Origin of the sequence: Streptomyces sp. ML-6, from assembly GCF_030116705.1 — a bacterium.
GTDB lineage: Bacteria > Actinomycetota > Actinomycetes > Streptomycetales > Streptomycetaceae > Streptomyces.
This window is the reverse complement of record NZ_JAOTIK010000001.1, coordinates 1348670-1367429: the sequence shown is the minus strand read 5'-3', so window position 1 is coordinate 1367429 and position 18760 is coordinate 1348670. Positions and strand designations below refer to the sequence as shown.

At 73.7% G+C, this 18760-nt stretch carries 18 protein-coding genes; 6 read left to right on the top strand and 12 right to left on the bottom strand.

Annotated elements, in window-relative coordinates:
* Positions 1-64 precede the first annotated feature (64 nt).
* The 5 genes from OCT49_RS06020 to OCT49_RS06000 form a co-directional block, all read right to left on the bottom strand.
* Entirely contained in the window at positions 65-577 is a 513-nt protein-coding gene (locus tag OCT49_RS06020; protein WP_283850851.1) for a hypothetical protein, read from the bottom strand.
* Positions 578-698: 121 nt separating this feature from the next.
* Complete coding sequence (locus OCT49_RS06015; RefSeq protein WP_283855683.1) at positions 699-1961, bottom strand: vWA domain-containing protein; 1263 nt, start codon at positions 1959-1961, stop codon at positions 699-701.
* Between the two features lie 50 nt (positions 1962-2011).
* Positions 2012-3253 carry an AAA family ATPase gene (locus tag OCT49_RS06010; RefSeq protein WP_283850850.1) on the bottom strand — a complete coding sequence of 414 codons (1242 nt, stop codon included), beginning with the start codon at positions 3251-3253 and terminating at the stop codon, positions 2012-2014.
* Positions 3254-3392: 139 nt separating this feature from the next.
* Positions 3393-4781, bottom strand: coding sequence for a hypothetical protein (locus tag OCT49_RS06005; protein WP_283850849.1), 1389 nt, complete (start codon positions 4779-4781; stop codon positions 3393-3395).
* Between the two features lie 154 nt (positions 4782-4935).
* Entirely contained in the window at positions 4936-5973 is a 1038-nt protein-coding gene (locus OCT49_RS06000; RefSeq protein WP_283850848.1) for a DUF3533 domain-containing protein, read from the bottom strand.
* A gap of 257 nt (positions 5974-6230) precedes the next feature.
* Between OCT49_RS06000 and OCT49_RS05995 the strand changes: the two genes are divergently transcribed.
* Both OCT49_RS05995 and OCT49_RS05990 read left to right on the top strand, forming a co-directional pair.
* On the top strand, positions 6231-7124 hold the full coding sequence (locus OCT49_RS05995; protein ID WP_283850847.1) for an esterase/lipase family protein: 894 nt from the start codon (positions 6231-6233) through the stop codon (positions 7122-7124).
* A gap of 201 nt (positions 7125-7325) precedes the next feature.
* Positions 7326-8876, top strand: a complete 1551-nt coding sequence (locus OCT49_RS05990; protein WP_283850846.1) for a trifunctional class I SAM-dependent methyltransferase/NUDIX hydrolase/VOC family protein — start codon at positions 7326-7328, stop codon at positions 8874-8876.
* A gap of 61 nt (positions 8877-8937) precedes the next feature.
* On the opposite strand, the gene OCT49_RS05985 is transcribed toward OCT49_RS05990, so the two are convergent.
* Positions 8938-9432 (bottom strand): ribonuclease FAU-1 family protein, encoded by a 495-nt coding sequence (locus tag OCT49_RS05985; protein WP_283850845.1) that lies wholly within the window; start codon positions 9430-9432, stop codon positions 8938-8940.
* Positions 9413-10333: a GNAT family N-acetyltransferase gene (locus OCT49_RS05980; protein ID WP_283850844.1), complete on the bottom strand. Its 921-nt coding sequence runs from the start codon at positions 10331-10333 to the stop codon at positions 9413-9415. Before OCT49_RS05980 ends, OCT49_RS05985 begins: the two co-directional genes overlap by 20 nt.
* Positions 10334-10416: 83 nt before the next feature.
* On the opposite strand from OCT49_RS05980, the gene OCT49_RS05975 reads away from it, so the two are divergent.
* Positions 10417-10791, top strand: a complete 375-nt coding sequence (locus tag OCT49_RS05975) for a GntR family transcriptional regulator (protein ID WP_148833804.1) — start codon at positions 10417-10419, stop codon at positions 10789-10791.
* Between the two features lie 193 nt (positions 10792-10984).
* Here OCT49_RS05975 and OCT49_RS05970 read toward each other — a convergent pair whose 3' ends face one another.
* Entirely contained in the window at positions 10985-12079 is a 1095-nt protein-coding gene (locus tag OCT49_RS05970; protein WP_283850843.1) for a DUF5925 domain-containing protein, read from the bottom strand.
* 244 nt (positions 12080-12323) lie between these two features.
* On the opposite strand from OCT49_RS05970, the gene OCT49_RS05965 reads away from it, so the two are divergent.
* Positions 12324-13142, top strand: coding sequence for an SGNH/GDSL hydrolase family protein (locus OCT49_RS05965; RefSeq protein ID WP_283850842.1), 819 nt, complete (start codon positions 12324-12326; stop codon positions 13140-13142).
* Between the two features lie 271 nt (positions 13143-13413).
* Positions 13414-13677: a hypothetical protein gene (locus OCT49_RS05960; protein ID WP_283850841.1), complete on the top strand. Its 264-nt coding sequence runs from the start codon at positions 13414-13416 to the stop codon at positions 13675-13677.
* A gap of 239 nt (positions 13678-13916) precedes the next feature.
* Here OCT49_RS05960 and OCT49_RS05955 read toward each other — a convergent pair whose 3' ends face one another.
* Together OCT49_RS05955 and OCT49_RS05950 are read right to left on the bottom strand one after the other, a co-directional pair.
* Positions 13917-14732 carry an ABC transporter permease gene (locus tag OCT49_RS05955; protein ID WP_283850840.1) on the bottom strand — a complete coding sequence of 272 codons (816 nt, stop codon included), beginning with the start codon at positions 14730-14732 and terminating at the stop codon, positions 13917-13919.
* On the bottom strand, positions 14729-15724 hold the full coding sequence (locus OCT49_RS05950; RefSeq protein ID WP_283850839.1) for an ATP-binding cassette domain-containing protein: 996 nt from the start codon (positions 15722-15724) through the stop codon (positions 14729-14731). Before OCT49_RS05950 ends, OCT49_RS05955 begins: the two co-directional genes overlap by 4 nt.
* Before the next feature lie 62 nt (positions 15725-15786).
* Here OCT49_RS05950 and OCT49_RS05945 point away from each other — a divergent pair, with 62 nt between their 5' ends.
* The gene (locus OCT49_RS05945; protein ID WP_283850838.1) at positions 15787-16494 is read left to right on the top strand and encodes a TetR/AcrR family transcriptional regulator; all 708 of its coding nucleotides are present in this window, start codon (positions 15787-15789) and stop codon (positions 16492-16494) included.
* 35 nt (positions 16495-16529) lie between these two features.
* Here OCT49_RS05945 and OCT49_RS05940 read toward each other — a convergent pair whose 3' ends face one another.
* Together OCT49_RS05940 and hmgA are read right to left on the bottom strand one after the other, a co-directional pair.
* The gene (locus tag OCT49_RS05940; RefSeq protein ID WP_283850837.1) at positions 16530-17315 is read right to left on the bottom strand and encodes a GntR family transcriptional regulator; all 786 of its coding nucleotides are present in this window, start codon (positions 17313-17315) and stop codon (positions 16530-16532) included.
* Positions 17316-17398: 83 nt separating this feature from the next.
* Complete coding sequence (hmgA, locus tag OCT49_RS05935) at positions 17399-18727, bottom strand: homogentisate 1,2-dioxygenase (protein WP_283850836.1); 1329 nt, start codon at positions 18725-18727, stop codon at positions 17399-17401.
* Positions 18728-18760 lie beyond the last annotated feature (33 nt).

The following is an 18760-nucleotide window of genomic DNA, read 5'->3' as shown; positions in this document are numbered from 1 at the left end:
TGGTCCCACGGGTCGCTCCAGCATGACGGCATGTACTTGTCATGCCTAGAGGTCGTTCGGTGGATCAGGGGGCCGTCGACTCCAGGTGGTAGGTCGTGTCGACCCAGAAGCCGTTCGCGGCCCTCGCCCTGATCTCCAGCACGTACGCGCCCGGCAGCAGCGGCGGGAAGCCGCCCCAGACGCCCCACGCGTAACGCTGCGTCGACTCCGTCCGGAACGACGCGGAGAACTCCCGCAGCGGCAGCGGGACGCCGTTGAGCGACGCGGTGGCCTCCACCACCGGCATGGACAGGGGAACCCGCGAGTACGACCGGGGGTGCTGCATGTTGAGCACGGGGAAGAAGGCCGGCCGGTCCGAGGGGATCGGGCAGCGCCGCACCACCCGGCCGCCGTAGGTGCCGGCCAGGAACCAGAGGTCGTCCGGCTGGTTCCAGGCGGCGTGCTCGCCCGTCGTGTCCTTGACCGGGCTGCGGTCGTCGGGCGCGGACATGGCCCACTTCCACCACCGGCCCGCGAGCTCCCCGCCCTCTTCGTCGCTCGGCCTCCACATGTCTTTGGCCCGGCCCGCACCGTTCATGACGCCCCTCCCACGTGCACCCCCCTGACCAGGGGCTCGACTTGAACAAGCGGACAGTACCCGGGGCGGACGAGGGGGCCGACGGCGGCCTCCGGAACCGGTCGAGCCGGCCCCGGAGGGGTCAGCCGATGGCAACCGTGCGCGCCCAGGCGGGCGGGGAGACCGGAACGTGGGGGGACTCGTCCTCGTCCCACGGCCGGGGGAACAGGCCCACCACCGTCCGGCACGCCGGCGGAGCGGTCGGCCAGGGCGTCTGACCGTCGGTCAGGACCACGACCACATCGGGCCGGGGCTGCGTCCGCAACGCCCTGGCGAAGCCCGTGCGCAGATCCGTGCCCCCGCCGCCCACCAGCGGTATCCCCTCGGCACTGCACAGCGGATGCGCGACCCGGGCGGCCGCGTCGCACGGGAGGACGGTGACCAGGTCGCGGCGGCCGCCGACGGCGCGGGAGATCGCGGCGACCTCCAGGAGCGCGCTGCCCAGTTCGGCGTCGCTGACCGAACCGGACGTGTCGATGACCACGCAGACCCGGGGCGGCCTGCGCCGCAGGCTCGGCAGGACGGCCCCGGGCACGCTCGCCGAGCGCCGCGACGGACGGCCGTACGTGTAGTCCTCGCCCGCCCCGGCCCCGGCGGCGGCCGAACGGACCGCCGCGCCCAGCAGCTCCCGCCACGGCTGGGGCGGGTGGAACGCCTCCTCCGCCCACCGCTTCCACCCCTTCGGGGCGTTCCCCGGACGGCCGGTGATGCCCTGCGCCACCCGGAACCGGACCGCGTCCTGCTCCTGTTCGCTGAGGCCGTGCGCGCCGTCCGGCCCCAGGTCCCACTCCCGTTCCAGCCCGTCGGCACCGCTGCCGCAGTCCAGCCAGGCGAGGTCCCCCAGATGCGACCCGAGCCGGAACTGGCGCAGGTAGTCCTCCATGAGCTGCCCCGGGGGGAGCCCCAGGATCTCCGGATCGACGGCGCCCTCCGGCCGCGTCAGCCCTTCCCCGAACACGTCGTCGTTGATCTCGCAGTCGGCGGCGATGTTCATCCGCAGCCGCTCCCCGGGGCCGGTCAGCCCGCGTTCCCGGGCCACCCGGTCGCCGCGCCCGTGGTGGTCGCGCAGCAGGTGCGACACCTCGTGCACCCATACCCCGGCCAGTTCCTCCACCGGGGTCCGGTCCACGAAGCCGGGCGAGACGTAGCACCGCCAGTGCCGGTCGACGGCCATCGTCGGCACCCGCCGCGACTCCACGACCCGCAGGGCGAACAGGGCCGTCGCCAGGTAGGGGCGGACCCGGACGGCCTGCAGCCGGGCGGCGAAGAGCTTGTCGAGGTCCAGCGCCCCGGGCCCGTCCGGTGTTCCGTGCCCGTCCGGGGCCGGGGGTGCGTCCCGGGGCATCGGCTCGTCCGGAGGCATTGGTTCGTTCCGGGTCATCGGTTCGTCCGGGGTCATCGGCCGGCCTTCGCGGCTGCCGCGGCCCGGTCCGCCGTCCGCGCCGCCGCCCGGTCCGCCCGGCGGGACAGGGAGACCACTCCGGCGAGCCGTTCGATCGACTCCGGAACGTCCCAGTCCTCCTGGCGCAACGAGGCGAGCGTGGTCGCGGGGACGACCACCACGTCCGGGGCCCCGTCCTCCAGCGCCCGGACCAGGAGCGCCCACGCCGCGTCCCAGCGGGACTTGTCCGGGCGGTTGCGGACCGCCGCCACCGCGCCGTCGAGCGCGGCCTGGCGCAGGTCCCCCCGTTCGGGCAGCTCGGCCCCCGCCGGGTCGGCGAGGAGCGTCTCGGGGTCCGGCAGGTCCATCCGGTCCAGGGCCGCCAGCAGCTCCAGCCCCGGACCGTCCCCCACGGTGCCCCTGACCAGCAGGGAGAGCGCGTCCCTGGAGGAGTCGGCCGCGGTCGCGAACGCGATCAGACGCAGGGTCATGTCCCAGCTGCGGGGCGACGGCCAGGCCCCGCCCCGGTGCGTCTCGCCACTGGGCAGCCGGTGCACGAGCGCGGGACGGGCGGTGAGGAGCCCGCACACCGCGCGACGGGCGAAGTCCACGGCCTGCGACAGCCGCCCGGGGTCGAGCCGCGGCAGCGTCGCCCGGGGCCAGGTCCCGCCGAGGCCGCGCACCACCACCTCGTGGTCGTGCGTCCACTGGAGGTGCACGAACCGGTTGGCCAGCGGCGGGCTCAGCTCCCAGCCGTCGGCCGCCGAGGAACGCGGATTGGCCGCGGCCACGATCCGTACCCCGGAAGGCAGTCGCAGGGCGCCGACCCGCCGTTCCAGCACGAGGCGGAGCAGGGCGGCCTGGACGGCCGGGGGCGCGGTGGACAGTTCGTCCAGGAACAGCAGCCCCCGGCCGGCCCTGACCAGGCGCACCGCCCAGTCCGGCGGCGCCATCGGGACACCCTGTTCCGCGGGATCGTCCCCGACGACGGGCAGCCCCGAGAAGTCGGACGGCTCGTGCACGCTGGCGATGACCGTGGTCAGCGGAAGGTCCAGGGACTCGGCGAGCCGGGTGAGGGCGGCGGTCTTGCCGATGCCGGGCTGACCCCACAGGAGCACGGGCAGATCGGCGGCCACGGCCAGGGTCAGGGCCTCCAGCCGGCTGTCGGCGCGGGGTTCGGTGGTGGTCTCGCTCAGCAGGGCCGTCAGTTCGTCGGCGATGTCGAGCTGGGAGGCACGGTCCCCGACGACGGGCATGACGGAAGGGAGGGAAGGAGCGGAGGGGACAGAGGGAACAGAGGGAACAGAGGGAGCGGAGGGGGCTGCGGGGGTGCGTACGGGCATGGCTGATCACCTTCGGAGTCGTGGTGGATGTACGGGGCCGGCGGGCGCCGGTTCAGCGAAGGGCCGCGTCGCGCGGGTGCGCGCGGCGGTGCCGGGGGCGATGGCGGTACGGATGGAGGCGGTCGGGCCCTTCGGCCAGGCCCGCCCGGAACAGCCCGTAGGTGATCCGCCGCCGCGCGGCTTCCTCCAACTCGTCCCGCAGTTCGCCGCTGCGCAGCAGCGCGCCGGGGCCCAGCAGACCCTCGACGACGGCCAGCGCACCGGCGATGTCGCCGTGGTCCAGGCGTTCGCGCACGCCGGTGAGGCAGTCCGGGCGGCGGTGCGCCTCGTCGATGGCCCGCAGACAGGGCAGCGGAGTGCCGGTCAGGGCGACCAGCAGCTCCTCCCGGCGGATCTCGGCCGGGTCGTGGTCCAGCGGGACCAGCACCCCGTCGACCAGGCCGATCCGGTGCCGGTCGCCCCGGCAGTCCACGAGTCGCGGCTGCCCCGCCGGGTCCGGGGGCCGGGCTGCGGCGGCCGGGGCGTGATCCGGCATCAGGGCCGCGACGACCAGCGGGTGCAGCCGGTCGGCCCCGATCGCACCGGTACGGATCAGTTCGAGGTCGGGCAGCGTCCAGGTCGCCGCGTCGGGCAGGACCGGCGGTGCGGACGGACCGTCGGCCCCGCCCGCGAGCCGCAGCGCGGGCGGCCCGTGGCCGTCCCGTTCCGCGGCCAGGTCCAGGAGCAGCCGGTGCCGGCCCCCGAGGCGTACGGCGACGGGGCCCGCGGACCGCCCCTCGGCACGGAGCAGGATCCGTGCCTCGGCCGCCCACCGGTCGACGGCGCAGTGACGCCCCGGCGGCACCGCCGCCGACACCTCCGGGTGCACCGGGGGCGGGGCGTCGGAGGGCGGTGGGCCGACCCCGGCCCGGACCCGCAGCTCGTCGGCCCGGCGGGCATCCCACAGGTGGCGGTGCAGGTCGAGGCGGAACCGGGGGTTCGGGCGGTGGTGCGGGTGGCGGCGGGGACCGTCCCCGGAGCCGTCCCACAGCGCGAGGCCGACCCGCTGGCCGGCGTCCGCCCAGGCGGGCGGGGTCCGCACCACCAGGTGCACCGGGCGCACGCCGTCGGGCCCCTCGGTGCCGTACCGGGCCAGAGTGATCGTCAGACCCGGTCGCAGCAGCCCGCGAGGAGCGATCCTCGGCATGTGCCAGCGCAACAGGTCGGGCGCCAGATGGCGCAGATCGTCCCGGAGCCGGGAGGCGAGTTCCCGGCCGTGGGTGCGTGCCACGGACCGAGGGCTGAGGTCGACGTCGATGCCCGCGGCGGCACACGCCCCCGCCCAGTCGCCGGCCCGGCGGCGGGCGCTCGCGGTCTCGATCATGGAAGGCGGCACGGCGAACTCGCGCACGCGCCGCCAGAAGGAAAGCCGGGAATCCCCGTTCGCGTCCTGAGTGAGCATCAGCACTCACCTTGCGCGGACGGGTCCCCCAATCTGCAGAGAGAGTAAGTGGTCATCGCGGGGCAGCGTAGCCCTCCTTCCCCCGATCGGCCAGGACTTTCTTTCCGATCGAGGTCGGGCCGGACGTCGGCGCGGGGGTCGCCGGGCCGTGGGATCAGTCGACGACCGAGCCGATGGCGGGGTGGTCGCCGGTGAGTTCCTCCGGGGTGCGGCGCGCGGCGACCAGGAGGGTGACGGCGGTGCCCGCCACCGCCCACGCGGAGAGCACCAGCAGGGGACCGGTGATCGCGTTGCCCTTGAAGTAGGCGATCGAGCGCGCCACCCAGGTGCCCGCGCCGGGCGGCAGGGCGGGGCCGATCGCCCGCCAGAAGTCCGGCAGCATCGGCAGCGGGAAGGCGCCGCCGGCGCTCGGGTTGCCCGCGATCACCACGATCAGGACGGCCAGGCCGATGCCGACGATGCCGGTGAGGGCCTGGAGGGCGAGAGTGAGCATGCCGACCGCGAAGACGGTCAGCGCCCCCAGCCCCGACAGGCCCCAGAAGCTTCCGGGCAGGGCGCCGAGGACCGGGCCGATGATGAGCGCGCCGCCGATCCCGCCCACGATCGAGTACAGCGCCATGACACCGGTCCGGATCACCGCGCGCCGGCGGTTGGCGGGCTTGGCGCCCGCGCTGATCGCGAGGATCGAGGCGCAGAGGTAGCCGCCCACGCACCAGCCCACGACCAGGTAGAAGGACGAGATCCCGTTGAAGTCCTGGCCGGAGGCGGGGGCCAGGTCCACGGCGCGTACCGTGCGCTGCTGCGTCCGGTCGACCTCGGTGATGATCCGCGTCAGCGTGTCGGCCATGGCCGTGCCGCCGCCGGAGGCGACGAGGACGGTGTCGGTGGTGCCGGTGGGGTTCACGACCAGGGCGCCGTCGATCTCGCGGTCGAGGATCTGCCGGCGGGCCGCGGCCTCGTCGGCGACCGGACGGGGGTCCAGCGGACCGCCGGGCAGCGCCTCCAGGTCGGCCGTGAGCCGGGCGGACATCTGCTGGGGTGCGACCACGCCGAAGGGCACGTCCGTCGGTTTCGGCTTGTGCAGCGCCCCGACGTAGGACGTGATGAACAGCAACTGCAGTGCGAGCACACCGATGACGAGCAGCGCGGCCCGTGGGGTGACGGCGTTCTTCACCTCGTCGACGAAAGTCATGTCCCCACGTTCCGGGGCATCGGCCGTTCGTGCAGTCGGAACTGGGCCGGATGGCGGACCGCGGGGCCGGGGGCGTCCGTACGGTTCCGTCCCGCCGGACTGACACGCCGACACTTTTTACCGACACGTAACTTCCCAGGCCACCTTACCGGCGCGTAATTTGGCACGGAGCAAGCAGAGCCAGTGTCAGAACTTGTGGTCCGGGCCGCAGGGTGCACAGACGTCGAAACTCCCCTGAGCCGCAAGGAGACCTCACGATGCTGCCCCGGAACCGTGCGTCGCGCCCCCCACGTGCGCGCAGGACCCTCGCCGCACTGCTCCTCGCCGTCGCCGCAGTCGCCACCTCCACGACCACCGCGGCCGCGGCCGCCCCCACCGCCGCCACGGCCACCTCCCGCGGCTGGAACGACTACTCCTGCAAGCCCTCCGCAGCCCACCCCCGCCCGGTCGTCCTGGTCCACGGAACCTTCGGGAACTCCATCGACAACTGGCTGGTCCTCGCGCCCTACCTGGTCAACCGGGGCTACTGCGTCTACTCCCTCGACTACGGTCAACTGCCCGGCGTGCCGTTCTTCCACGGCCTCGGCCCGATCGACGAGTCGGCCGGTCAGCTCGCCACGTTCGTCGACGAGGTGCTCGCCGCCACCGGCGCCCCCGAGGTCGACCTCGTCGGCCACTCCCAGGGCGGCATGATGCCGAATCACTACCTGAAGTTCCTCGGCGGTGCCGCCAAGGTGAACGCCCTGATCGGGCTCGCCCCCGACAACCACGGCACCACCCTCCTCGGGCTGACGAAGCTGCTGCCCTACTTCCCCGGGGCCGAGGACCTGCTGAACGCCCACACCCCCGGCCTCGCCGACCAGGTGGCGGGCTCCCCGTTCATGACCAGGCTCAACGCGGGCGGCGACACCGTGCCGGGTGTGAAGTACACCGTCATCGCGACCCGGTACGACGAGGTCGTGACCCCGTACCGCACGCAGTTCCTGGACGGGCCGAACGTGCGCAACGTCCTGCTCCAGGACCTGTGCCCGCTCGACCTCTCCGAGCACGTGGCGATCGGCACCATCGACCGGATCGCCTACCACGAGGTGGTGAACGCCCTCGACCCGGCACACGCCACCCCCACCACCTGCGCCTCGGTCATCGGCTAGGACGCGGGGGCGCTCCGTGCGCCGGTGACGAGCGGTCGCACCCGCGGTGGTACGAGGGGCCGGTCCGGCCGCGCCTCTCGTACCACCGTGAGCCGGTGTGGCGCCGCCCGGGCGGCCCGTGCGCCCGGATTCACCACCGAGAGCCGAACGCGATCCCTCCGGAGGGGCGCCGTTGTCGGTGGTGGCTGGCACGATCGACCCATGACGACGATCGACTGGGACTCCGCGGCCGACTCCTTCGACGAGGAACCCGACCACGGCCTGCTCGACCCGGTGGTCCGGCACGCCTGGGCGCGGCGGATGGAGAGCTGGCTGCCCGAGCAGCGTTCCGAGGTGCTGGACCTGGGGTGCGGCACCGGAAGCCTCTCCCTCCTCGTCGCCGGACAGGGCCACCGGGTCACGGCCCTCGACCGGTCCCCGCGCATGGTGGAGCAGGCGCGCGCCAAGCTCGCCGGGACGGGGACCGGGGTGCTCCTCGGCGACGCGGCCCGGCCGCCGGTCGGCAGACGGCAGTTCGACGTCATCCTGGCCAGGCACGTGGTGTGGCTGCTGCCCGATCCGGCGGCGGCCCTGCGCCACTGGTTCGGCCTGCTGCGGCCCGGCGGCCGGCTGATCCTGATCGAAGGGGTCTGGAACGACGTCGGAGTCTCCGCCGAGACCCTGACCGGGCTGCTCTCGGAATTCACCGAGCGCGTCCACCACGAGCGGCTCTCCGACGATCCGGACCTCTGGGGCAAGCGGGTCCACGACGAGCGCTACGCCCTGGTGGCCCGCGCCGTGCCGCCGCACCGGCACACCGAGGTCGTCGACGTGCACCTGATCCTCCGCCGGGGCTCCGAGGTCCTGCTCGCCCGCCGCGCCAACACGGGGTACGCGGACGGGCTGTTCAACGGCCCGTCCGGACACGTCGAGGACGGCGAGGACGTCCGCGAGGCGATGATCCGCGAGGCCGCCGAGGAGATCGGGCTCGAACTCGCCCCGGACGAGCTGCGGGTCGCCCTGGTCATGCAGCACCGGGGCCCCGGCGGCACCCCCAGGACGGGCTGGTTCTTCGAGGCGGAGTACGACCCCGACCGCGAACCCCACAACCGCGAGCCGGACAAGTGCTCCGAGCTGAGGTGGTTCCCGCTGGACGACCTCCCGGACGACATGGTCGCCTACTGCCGGGCGGGGCTCGACGGATACCGCGCGGGGGAGCACTTCCTGATCCACTGGCACGAGGACGGCGACTCCGTGGCCCACCGGCCGCACGGCGCGAGCCGGGCCGTCGCACTGCCGGCCGGGCGGGCCGGCACCGGCGGGGTGCACCACATCGAGCTGTGGGTGCCCGACCTGGCGGCGGCCGAGCGGGGGTGGGGCTGGCTGCTCGGCGAGCTGGGCCACGTCCCGTACCAGCGCTGGGAGCACGGGCGCAGCTGGCGGCGCGGCGAGAGCTACGTGGTGGTCGAGCAGTCGCCCGACCTGCTCCCGGAGCCGTACGACCGCCGCCGCCCCGGACTCAACCACCTCGCGTTCCACGTCCGGGACCGGGCCGCCCTCGACGCCCTGGTGGCGCGGGCCCCGGAGCACGGCTGGCGGCCGCTCTTCGCGGACCGCTATCCGCACGCGGGCGGCGAGGAGCACGTCGCCGCCTATCTGGAGGACGCCGCGGGGTACGAGGTGGAGCTGGTCGCCGGGGGGCGCCGGGAGCCCCGCCCGGCACGGGTGGAACCGGATCCGTACGCCGACGTCTGGGCGCGGCGCCGCGACTGACCGGGCCCGGACCCGGCCGGCTGGGCGGCGCGGGCCCGCCGGGTCGCGGTGCTCCGGGCCGTCAGGCCAGCAGCGGTGCGAGGCCCTCCGCGCGGGCCAGCCGCTCCAGTTCGTCCAGCGCCTTCCGGGCCGCGCCGGCCGCCGCCGGGTCGCGTCCGGCCAGACCGCTCTGCTCGAACTCGTCCTCGTCCAGCCGCAGCACGGTCGTGCCGTCCGCCGACACCCACAGGTCGAGGTCCAGGTCCTCCACCAGGAGCCGGCCGTCCCGCAGCACGGCGGGGCGGGTGACGTCGCAGTACCAGCCCTTGAGCACGCCCGCGCCGGAACGGACCTCCTTCACCGCGTACCACCGGTCGCGCCAGTAGTGCTCGGTGAACACGTCGCCCGGCTCGAACCGCACGAAGCCGAAGTCGCGCACGCCGGGCGCCGCCCAGGGCGCCCGCACCGTCACCCGGACGCCGTCGTCGCGGACCACGTCCGCCGGATAGCTGATCTTGGCCCGCCCGGCCTTCACCAGGGCGACCGTCAGCGAGGTCTCAGCCGAGGCCGCGGACATACCGCACCTCCGTGGCGCAGACCCCGTAGCCGAGCCACCGGTTGACCGCCAGCATCGGGCCGTTCGCCGTGTCGTTGCCGGTGTACGCGTCCGTGTACCCGGCGGCGCGGGCCCGGTGCAGCGAGTCGTTCTTGGCGAGTTTGGCCAGGCCCCGGCCGCGGTGTGCCCGGCGGGTCCCGGTCATGCCGGACATGTACCGGGTCAGGCCGTCGGTCTCCGCGAGACTGAACGCCGCCGGCTCACCGTCGGCCACTGCGACCGTGGTCAGTTCGTGGTCGAGCAGGGGGAGGTTCCAGGTGTGGTCGAGCCAGTCCTCGTAGTCGGTCAGCTCGGCCGGGATGTCGCCGGGCTCGTCGGCCGCGGTCTCGGCGTCCAGCTCGAAGAGCGGACGCGGATCGTCCGCGAAGTCCGCGGCGGTGCGCAACTCCACCCCCGCCGGGGGCTCCTGCCGGGGCGGCAGGTCCCCGCCCGCCAGGTCGAGGTGGAGGAAGTGCGCCGAACGGCTCGGCACGTAGCCGCGCCTCTCGGCGAAGGCGCGGTTCGCCGGCGCGTCGAGCACCCAGGCGTGGACCGTGGTCGCGCCCTCCCGGGCCAGGTGCTCCTCGGCCGTTGCCAGCAGCAGCGCGCCCGCCCCGCGCCCGGTGTGTTCCGGGTGGGTGTACGGATTGCAGAACCCCTGGCCGGGCTCGGGGCTGTCGTACGCGAGGCCGACCTGCGCGGTGCCGATGAGCTGCCCGTCCTCCTCGGCCACCAGCAGCCGGTAGCGCTTGTCGGGATGGGCGCGGGACAGGCCGTGGACGACGTGCTCGGGCGTCGTCACCATGCAGGGAAGTGCGGCGCGCCGGATCCGTACCCAGTCCTCCGCGTCGGCCGGCCGGAAGTCGCGAACGGTGACAGTCATGAACCGGACGCTACGCGCGGGACGCCGGGGCCCGCCCCTGAATTTCCGGCGCCGCCGGGGACGGCGTGGGGGAGAATCGGGACGTGACTTTGAAGATCGTCCTTGACCCGGACTCCGGCATCGCCCCGTACGAGCAACTGCGCACGCGGATCTCCGAACTGGCCCGTTCCGGCGCGCTGCCCGTCGGCTTCAGACTTCCGACCGTACGCGGCTTCGCCGAGGAGCTCGGCCTCGCCGCGAACACCGTCGCGAAGGCGTACCGCGCGCTGGAGACCGACGGGGTGATCGAGACCCGCGGGCGCAACGGCACGTTCGTCGCCGCCGCCGGTGACGCGGCGGACCGGCACGCGGCGGCCGCGGCGCAGGAGTACGCGGAGCACGCGCGGCGGCTGGGCCTGCCCAGGGACGAGGCGCTGTCCCTGGTGGCGGACGCGGTGCGGGCGGCGTACGCGGACTGATCCCGGCGGGGGCACCACCGGCCGGGGGCGCCGGGCCCGGGCCGCACGCCCTGTCCCGGCGCGGGACTTGGAGGTACGGGCCCGGGTTCGTCCGGCCCCGGCGTAGGACTTGGAGGTACGGGGCCGCGTCCGTCCGGCCCCGGCGTAGGACTTGGAGGTACGGGGCCGCGTCCGTCCGGTCCCGGCGCGGGACTCAGAGGTACAGGCCCGCGTCCGCCCCGGAGTCCTGCTTCGGGACCGACGCCGGGCCGTTGCCGCGCCGCAGGGCGTACAGCTCGGCGAGCGTGGCGCCCTCCCGGCCGATTCCCTCCTCCGTGCCGAGCCAGGTCACCGCCTCCTCACGGGTCAGCGCGCCCACCTCGATCCTGGCGAGGCAGCGGCCGGGCCTGACCACGGCCGGGTGGAGCCGCCCCAGGTCCTCGTTGGTGGTGACCCCCACCAGTACGTTGCGGCCCTGGCCCAGCAGCCCGTCGGTGAGGTTCAGCAGCCGGGACAGCGCCTGGCCCGCCGTGTGCCTGGCCTCGCCGCGGATCAACTCGTCGCAGTCCTCCAGGAGCAGCAGCCGCCACCGGCCCTTCGCCGTGCCGTCGTCCTCGCCGATCGCGATGTTCATCAGATAACCGACGTCGTTGAAGAGCTGCTCCGGGTCGAGCACGCAGTCGACCTGGCACCAGTCCCGCCAGGAGCGCGCGAGCGTGCGCAGCGCGGACGTCTTGCCGGTGCCCGGCGGGCCGTGCAGCAGGAGCAGCCGGCCCGCGACGTCCTCGGGCGTGAGCGTCATCAGCCGGTCCATGGCGCGGGCCACCGGAGCCGTGTAGTTGCCGCGGACCTCGTCCCAGGTGCCGGAGGAGATCTGCCGGGTGGTGCGGTACGGGCCGCGGCGCGGGGAGGTGTACCAGAAGCCCATCGGCACGTTCTCCGGCCGGGGTTCCGGTTCGTCCCGGGCCCCGTCCGTCGCCCGGTCGAGGATCTTCTGCGCCAGCTCCGGGCCGGTCGCGGTGACGGTGACGTCGGCGCCGCGGTTCCAGCGGGAGACGAGCAGCGTCCAGCCGTCGCCCTCGGCGAGGGTGGCGCTGCGGTCGTCGTCGCGGGCGGCGCGCAGCACCTTGGCGGACGGGGGCAGCAGGGTGGCACCGGCCTTGACGCGTTCCAGGGAGGTGCTGTGCGAGTACGGCTGCTCGCCCGTCGCGAAGCGGCCCAGGAACAGCGCGTCGATGACATCGGACGGGGAATCGCCGTCGTCGACGGTGAGCCGGATCGGCAGTGCGGACTCGGGAGTGGCGGACATGGCGTCATGATCGGGCACGGGGACCGCGGGTGCATCCGGGTTTCGTCGCCCCCGCCATCCCCTGTCCGTCATCCGTCCGTCACCCGCAAGGGGGGAGCGGGGGTATGACACGGGATCAAAGGGGCGCACAGGAGGAGACTTTGGAGCAACTTGGCATGCCCACTTCCGGCAGGGGGGCGGCTGCTGCTACCACGGACTCGGCAGACCGGGCGGAGATCCCGCCCGTCGGTCCACGGGAGGTTCCATGAAGATGTCCCGACTCGCGGCATTCTCGTCCTCGCTCCTGCTCGGTGCCGCGCTCGCCCTGACCGGGGCGGCCACCGCCCTCGCCGCCCCGTCCGCCCCGTCCGTCCGGGCCGTCGACTACGTCGCCCTCGGAGACTCGTACTCCTCGGGCGTCGGGGCCGGCAGCTACGACGGCGCCAGCGGTTCCTGCAAGCGCAGCACCAAGTCGTACCCCGCTCTCTGGGCCGCCGCGAACTCGCCCGCCTCCTTCGCCTTCACCGCCTGCTCGGGCGCCCGCACGGGGGACGTGAAGGCCGGTCAGCTCGGCCCCCTCGACTCCTCGACCGACCTGGTCTCGATCTCCATCGGCGGCAACGACGCGGGCTTCGCCGACGTCATGCTCACCTGCGTGCTCCAGTCGGAGACCACCTGCCTCAACCGGATCGCCACGGCCCGCAGCTTCGTGGACACCACCCTGCCCGGCAACCTCGACTCGGTGTACTCGGCGATCAGCGCCAAGGCGCCGTCCGCCCGGGTCGTCGTCCTCGGCTACCCGCGCTTCTACGAGATCGGCGGCAGCTGTGCCGCCGGCCTGAGCGACAAGGTGCGCTCCGCGATCAACGCGGCGGCCGACCACCTCAACGCGGCGACCGCCAAGCGCGCCGCCGACCACGGATTCGCCTTCGCCGATGTCGCGGGGCGGTTCGCCGGCCACGAGATCTGCTCCAGCAGCTCCTGGCTGCACAGCATCAACTGGCTGAACATCGGCGAGTCCTACCACCCCATCGCCGCCGGACAGTCGGGCGGCTACCTGCCCGTTCTCACCTCGGCGGCCTGATTCCGCCCGGTCGCGCACCCGCCGGACCCGTCGGCCGCCCGACGGGCGGGAGACCCTCTCCGCCGGGGCCTTTGTCCGGCGGGTCGCGGCCGGCCACCGGACCGGGCCGGACCCCTCGCGCCCAACTCGCCCCGACGCGAAGGGATCCGGAGGCCGGTGTCAACCCCCGTACATGTGTGCGCAATCCTGCGCCCGGGATACACGAGTGTCGTTGCGGGGCGATAGGGTTAACCTGCCCGGGGCGGGTGCCCTCGTACGGGTGGGGAGTGACATGGAACAGATAGCGATGCGGAGCAGGCCGCGTGTGCCTGCCATCACATGCGGGAGCGGTGCGACGAGTTCGCGCCTCGACCGTCATCTCGCGGTGCTCGGCGGACCCGCCGTGCCACAGCGGGAAGCCGCGGAGGCGACGCTGCTGATGCGCGAGCTCACCTCGCGCGACGCCGCTCACCGCGGTGGGAGCAAGAGCGCGCGGGTGTCGCTCTTCGCGCCCTTGCGACGACTGAGGCGTTCGCTCTTCGGAAGTCACCACTGACCCTGCGGCCCGTCATGACCACCCGTCGGTCCTCGGCCCGGACTCCCCGGCCGGGGCCCGTCATCCGGGCCTCCGGTCCGGGACGGTGAACCAACCCACCGTCCCGGCTCCGCGCTGCTGTCGACCCTCCCCGTCATCCCCGGGGCCGACGGCGGCGCTTCGACATGTTCACCCGGCAGATCACCGTCCCCCGCGCGTGACCGTCACTCCCGCGCCGGGTGCCGTCATCGGCCTTCCCGTCACTCGCCGCCGCGCGCGTGGCGCCGTACGGACAGCGGCACGAACACCGCGAGCAGCAGCGCCGACCAGAGCAGCGTCCCGGCCACCGGATGGGCGACCGGCCAGGCGGCGTCGGAGGCCGGGGACGCGTTGCCGAACAGGTCGCGGGTCGCCGAGGCCATGGCGCTGATCGGGTTCCACTCCGCGACCGTCCTCACCCACCCCGGCAGGTTGTCGGTCGGGATGTACGCGCTCGACAGCAGCGGCAGGACGAAGGTGGCGCTGCCCACCTGGCCGGCGACCTCCTCGTTGCGGATCAGCAGGCCCAGCCAGTAGCCCAGCCAGGACGTGGCGAAGCGGAAGAGCAGCAGCAGCCCGAAGGCGCCCAGCGCGGCGAGCGGCCCGCCCTCGATCCGCCAGCCGACCGCGAGCCCCACCAGGATCAGCGGGACCATGCCGACGGCCGTGGTCAGCAGGTCGGCCGCGGTCTGGCCGAAGGGCACGGCCGGGCGGCTCATCGGCAGCGTGCGGAGCCGGTCCATCACCCCGCGCTGGCAGTCCTGGGCCGACTGGAACATCCCGACCATGATGCCGTTCGCCGCCGTCGCCGCCAGCAGCCCCGGTACCAGGAACGCGCGGTACTCCTGACCGGGCATGGCCAGGGCGCTGCCGAAGACGTACCCGAAGAAGAGCAGCATCGTGATCGGCATGGTCTGGGTCAGGATCATCACGCCCGGGGACGCCTTGATCCGCTGGAGGTGACGGCCCAGCATGGCCAGGCAGTCGGCGGCCGGGGTGCTCGTGACGGGGGCGACGCGCGGTGTCGTGGCGCTCATGCCGCTGTCTCCTTCGGGGTCGGGCCCGGGTTCGGGTTCGGGGCGGTGCGGACGTCGCCGCGGCCGGTCAGCCGGAGGAAGACCTCGTCGAGCGTCGGCGGGCGCAGGCTCGCGTCGACCAGCGGCACTCCGGCCGCGTCGAGTTCGCGGACGATCCGCGGGAGGGTGAGCGTGGCGTCGGCCGCGACGGCGCCCACGGTGCGGTGCTCGTGGTCGAGCACCGGTTCGGCACCGGTGAGCCGGTCCAGCACGCCGGCCGCCGGGACCAGCGCCGACTCGTCGGCGACGACCACCTCGGCGTAGTTGCCGATGAGGGACTTCAGCTCCGCGGGGGTGCCGCGGTGGGCGGCCCGGCCCCGGTCGATCAGCACGATGTCGTCGGCCAGCTGGTCGGCCTCCTCCAGGTACTGCGTGGTGAGCAGGACGGTCGTGCCGAGGTCCGCCAGGTCCCGGACCGCCGCCCAGATCTGGTTGCGGCTGTGCGGGTCGAGCCCGGTGGTCGGCTCGTCCAGGAAGAGCACCCGCGGGCGGGTCAGCAGGCTGGCCGCGAGGTCGAGGCGGCGCCGCATGCCGCCCGAGTAGGTGCGGGCCGGCCGGTCGGCCGCCCCGGTCAGCTCGAAGCGCTCCAGGAGTTCCTCGGCGCGGGTGCGCCCGGCCTCGCCGCGCAACCCCAGCAGCTTCGCGAAGAGCCGCAGGTTCTGCCGCCCGGTCAGCTCGCCGTCGACGGAGGCGTCCTGCCCGGTGACGCCGATCGCCCCGCGCACCGCCGCCGCCTCGCGCACCACGTCGTGGCCCGCCACCCGGGCGCTCCCGGCGTCCGGTGTCGTCAACGTGGTGAGCACCCGGACCGCGGTGGTCTTCCCCGCTCCGTTCGGCCCCAGCACCCCGCAGACGGAGCCCTCGGCCACGGCGAGATCGAGCCCCCGCAGTGCGTGGACGTCGCCGTAGCGCTTCTCCAGACCTTCACTAAGTACAGCGTACGTAGTTTTCATGCGGCCACCGTACCGCACTACGTACGATGTACGTAACTACGATGGGGGCGAGGTGATGAACGATGGTCGGGCGACCCGCTGTACCCCAAGTGATCTGGGCGCGTCCCGAGCGGGCGGGCCGCGGCCCCAAACCGGCCCTCAGCCGGGCGGACATCGCGGCGGCGGCCGTTCGCATCGCCGACGCGGAGGGCTTCGACGCGGTCTCCATGCGGAAGGTGGCGGCGGAGCTGGGCTGCGGCACGATGTCGCTCTACAACTACGTGCCGCGCAAGGAGGACCTGCACGAGCTGATGCTCGACGCGGTCAGCGCCGAGTACGACTGCCCCACCCCCTCCGGCGACTGGCGGGCCGACCTCGGCGCGCTGGCCCGCCAGGCCCGCGCGATGATGCACCGCCACACCTGGGTGCCCCGGCTGATGTCACCCGTGTACGGCTTCAGCCCGAACGCGCTGCGGTACCTGGAGTACGCGCTCAGCTGCCTGGACGGGGTCGACGCGCGGTTCGGCGAGAAGATGGAACTGATCGCCATGGTCAACGGCGTGGTCACCACCTACGCGGCCAACGAGATCGCCACGGCGGAGCGCAGCCGGTCGCTGCCCTGGTCCGAGGAGCAGGAGCAGGCGGTGCGCACCGCCTACCTGATCAGCCAGGTCTCGACGGGGAAGTATCCGCGGATGGCGGCGGCGTTCGCCGAGGACGCCGGACCGATCGATCTGGAGAGGGTCTTCGACCGCGCCCTCGACCGGGTACTGGACTCGTTCGACCGGTAGCTCCCCCACGGGCCGGGTCCGTGGACCGGTGACCGTCAGTGGGCCTCCAGGGTGACCGAGAAGGAGAAGCGGTCGCCCCGGTACCGGATCCGTGCCACGTCGACCACCCGGCCGCTCTCGTCGTACGTCACGCCCGTGTAGAACAGGATCGGGCTCAGCAGTGGAACCCGCAGGAGCTCGGCGGTGGGCGGGTCGGCGAGGCGGGCCTCGACGGTGTCGGTGATGCGCGCGATCCGGACGCCGACCCGGTCGCGCAGCACCTTGGTCATCGGCCAGCGTTCGAGATCGGCGGCGTCCAGACGGGCCGCGACCTCGGGATGCACCATGTTCTCCGCCCAGTTGGTGGGCTCGTCGTCGTTCTCGTCGCGGCGCAGCCGGCGGTAGCCGACCACCTCCGCGCAGTCGGGGAAGTACTCGCCGAGGTCCCCGGGCACGGCGACCGGGCCGTGGCCGAGGACCTCGGTCCGCTCGCCCGACTGCTGGGCCACGATCGCGTCGATCGAGCCGAGCAGCCGGACCGGCGACACCCGGCGGGCGCGCGGCTCGATGAACGTGCCGCGCCGCCGGTGCCTGCTGATCAGCCCCTCCGTCTCCAGCTCCTTGAGCGCCTGGCGCATCGTCAGGACGCTGACGCCGTAGTGGGCGGCGAGCTGTTCCTCGGTGGGCAGCCGGGTCGACGCGTCCTGGGCCCGGCCGAGTATCGAGGCGCGCAACGACTGCGAGACCTGGTACCACAGCGGCAGCTTGCGGTTCAGGACCAGCGAGTCGGGGGCGAAGGCCGGCCCCGGGGGCGTCTTGGGCGTCTGGGGCACCTGGGTCACCTGGTCTTTCCGTGCTGCGACTGGTCTCTCCGTACCGCGACGGGCGAACGCGCCGACGCGGGGCCGGGGAACGGCCCCGCCGCCTACGGCCTGAAGTTGCGGCTCAGACCCTGCCACACGTCGTCGTAGCCGCGCTGCAGATGGCCGGCCGTCGCCGCCTGGGCGGTCGCCGTCACCGGCCAGCGGGTCTCGAACATGAAGGCCAGGCCGTCGTCGATCTTCTGCGGCTTCAGCTCCGCCTCGCTCGCCCGGTCGAAGGTCTCCCGGTCCGGGCCGTGCGCCGACATCATGTTGTGGAGCGAGCCGCCACCCGGGACGAAACCGCCCTTTCCGGCCGTCTTCGCGTCGTACGCGCCCTCGATCAGGCCCATGTACTCGCTCATCACGTTGCGGTGGAAGTACGGCGGCCGGAAGGTGTCCTCGCCGACCAGCCAGCGCGGCGCGAAGACGACGAAGTCGACCCCGGCCAGCCCCGGGGTGTCGGACGGCGAGGTCAGCACCGTGAAGATCGACGGGTCGGGGTGGTCGTAGCTGATCGAGCCGATGACGTTGAAACGGCGCAGGTCGTAGACGTACGGGGTGTGGTTGCCGTGCCAGGCGACGACGTCGAGCGGGGAGTGGTCGTAGGTCGCGGCCCAGAGGTTCCCACAGAACTTGTTGATCACCTCGACCGGGCGGTCGTCGTCCTCGTACGCGGCCACGGGGGCCAGGAAGTCCCGGGCGTTCGCCAGGCCGTTGGCGCCGATCGGGCCGAGGTCGGGCAGGGTGAACGGCCGGCCGTAGTTCTCGCAGACGTAGCCCCGGGCGGTGGCGTCGAGCAGCTCCACGCGGAACCGGACGCCGCGCGGGATCAGCGCGACGTGCCCCGGATCGGCGCGCAGCAGGCCCATCTCGGTGCGCAGCAGCAGGCCGCCGCGCTCCGGGACGATCAGCAGCTCGCCGTCCGCGTCGCTGAACACCCGGTCCGTCATGGAGGTGTCGGCGCAGTAGAGGTGCACGGCCATGCCGGTGCGCTGCGTCGCGTCGCCGTTGCCGCCGAGGGTCCACAGACCGGCCAGGAAGTCCGTCCCGGCGGCGGGCTCGGGGAGCGGGTCCCAGCGCAGCCGGTTGGGGTCGGGCACGGATTCGGCGAACGGGGCGGTGCGCAGGGTGCCGTTGTCGATGCGGGCGAACGGCGGATGGGCGGCCGAGGGGCGGATCCGGTAGAGCCAGGAACGGTGGTTGTGGGCGCGCGGCTCGGTGAAGGCCGAGCCGCTCAACTGCTCGGCGTAGAGCCCGAGGGGCGCGCGCTGGGGGGAGTTGCGGCCGTGCGGCAGCGCCCCCGTCACCGCCTCCGAGCTGTGCTCGTTGCCGAAACCGGCGGAGTACTCGAGCCCCTCCGTCGTCTTCCTCGCCTGCTCGATGCCGCTCATCCGCGCTCCCGGTGCCGAAGAAATCCTATGGAC

Bases quoted from the DNA above. Each gene is read 5' to 3' on its own strand.
- OCT49_RS06020 (WP_283850851.1), bottom strand. From the start codon at position 577: ATGAACGGTGCGGGCCGGGCCAAAGACATGTGGAGGCCGAGCGACGAA.
- OCT49_RS06015 (WP_283855683.1), bottom strand. From the start codon at position 1,961: ATGCCCCGGGACGCACCCCCGGCCCCGGACGGGCACGGAACACCGGAC.
- OCT49_RS06010 (WP_283850850.1), bottom strand. From the start codon at position 3,253: ATGCCCGTCGTCGGGGACCGTGCCTCCCAGCTCGACATCGCCGACGAA.
- OCT49_RS06005 (WP_283850849.1), bottom strand. From the start codon at position 4,781: ATGCTCACTCAGGACGCGAACGGGGATTCCCGGCTTTCCTTCTGGCGG.
- OCT49_RS06000 (WP_283850848.1), bottom strand. From the start codon at position 5,973: ATGACTTTCGTCGACGAGGTGAAGAACGCCGTCACCCCACGGGCCGCG.
- OCT49_RS05995 (WP_283850847.1), top strand. From the start codon at position 6,231: ATGCTGCCCCGGAACCGTGCGTCGCGCCCCCCACGTGCGCGCAGGACC.
- OCT49_RS05990 (WP_283850846.1), top strand. From the start codon at position 7,326: ATGACGACGATCGACTGGGACTCCGCGGCCGACTCCTTCGACGAGGAA.
- OCT49_RS05985 (WP_283850845.1), bottom strand. From the start codon at position 9,432: ATGTCCGCGGCCTCGGCTGAGACCTCGCTGACGGTCGCCCTGGTGAAG.
- OCT49_RS05980 (WP_283850844.1), bottom strand. From the start codon at position 10,333: ATGACTGTCACCGTTCGCGACTTCCGGCCGGCCGACGCGGAGGACTGG.
- OCT49_RS05970 (WP_283850843.1), bottom strand. From the start codon at position 12,079: ATGTCCGCCACTCCCGAGTCCGCACTGCCGATCCGGCTCACCGTCGAC.
- OCT49_RS05965 (WP_283850842.1), top strand. From the start codon at position 12,324: ATGAAGATGTCCCGACTCGCGGCATTCTCGTCCTCGCTCCTGCTCGGT.
- OCT49_RS05960 (WP_283850841.1), top strand. From the start codon at position 13,414: ATGGAACAGATAGCGATGCGGAGCAGGCCGCGTGTGCCTGCCATCACA.
- OCT49_RS05955 (WP_283850840.1), bottom strand. From the start codon at position 14,732: ATGAGCGCCACGACACCGCGCGTCGCCCCCGTCACGAGCACCCCGGCC.
- OCT49_RS05950 (WP_283850839.1), bottom strand. From the start codon at position 15,724: ATGAAAACTACGTACGCTGTACTTAGTGAAGGTCTGGAGAAGCGCTAC.
- OCT49_RS05945 (WP_283850838.1), top strand. From the start codon at position 15,787: ATGGTCGGGCGACCCGCTGTACCCCAAGTGATCTGGGCGCGTCCCGAG.
- hmgA (WP_283850836.1), bottom strand. From the start codon at position 18,727: ATGAGCGGCATCGAGCAGGCGAGGAAGACGACGGAGGGGCTCGAGTAC.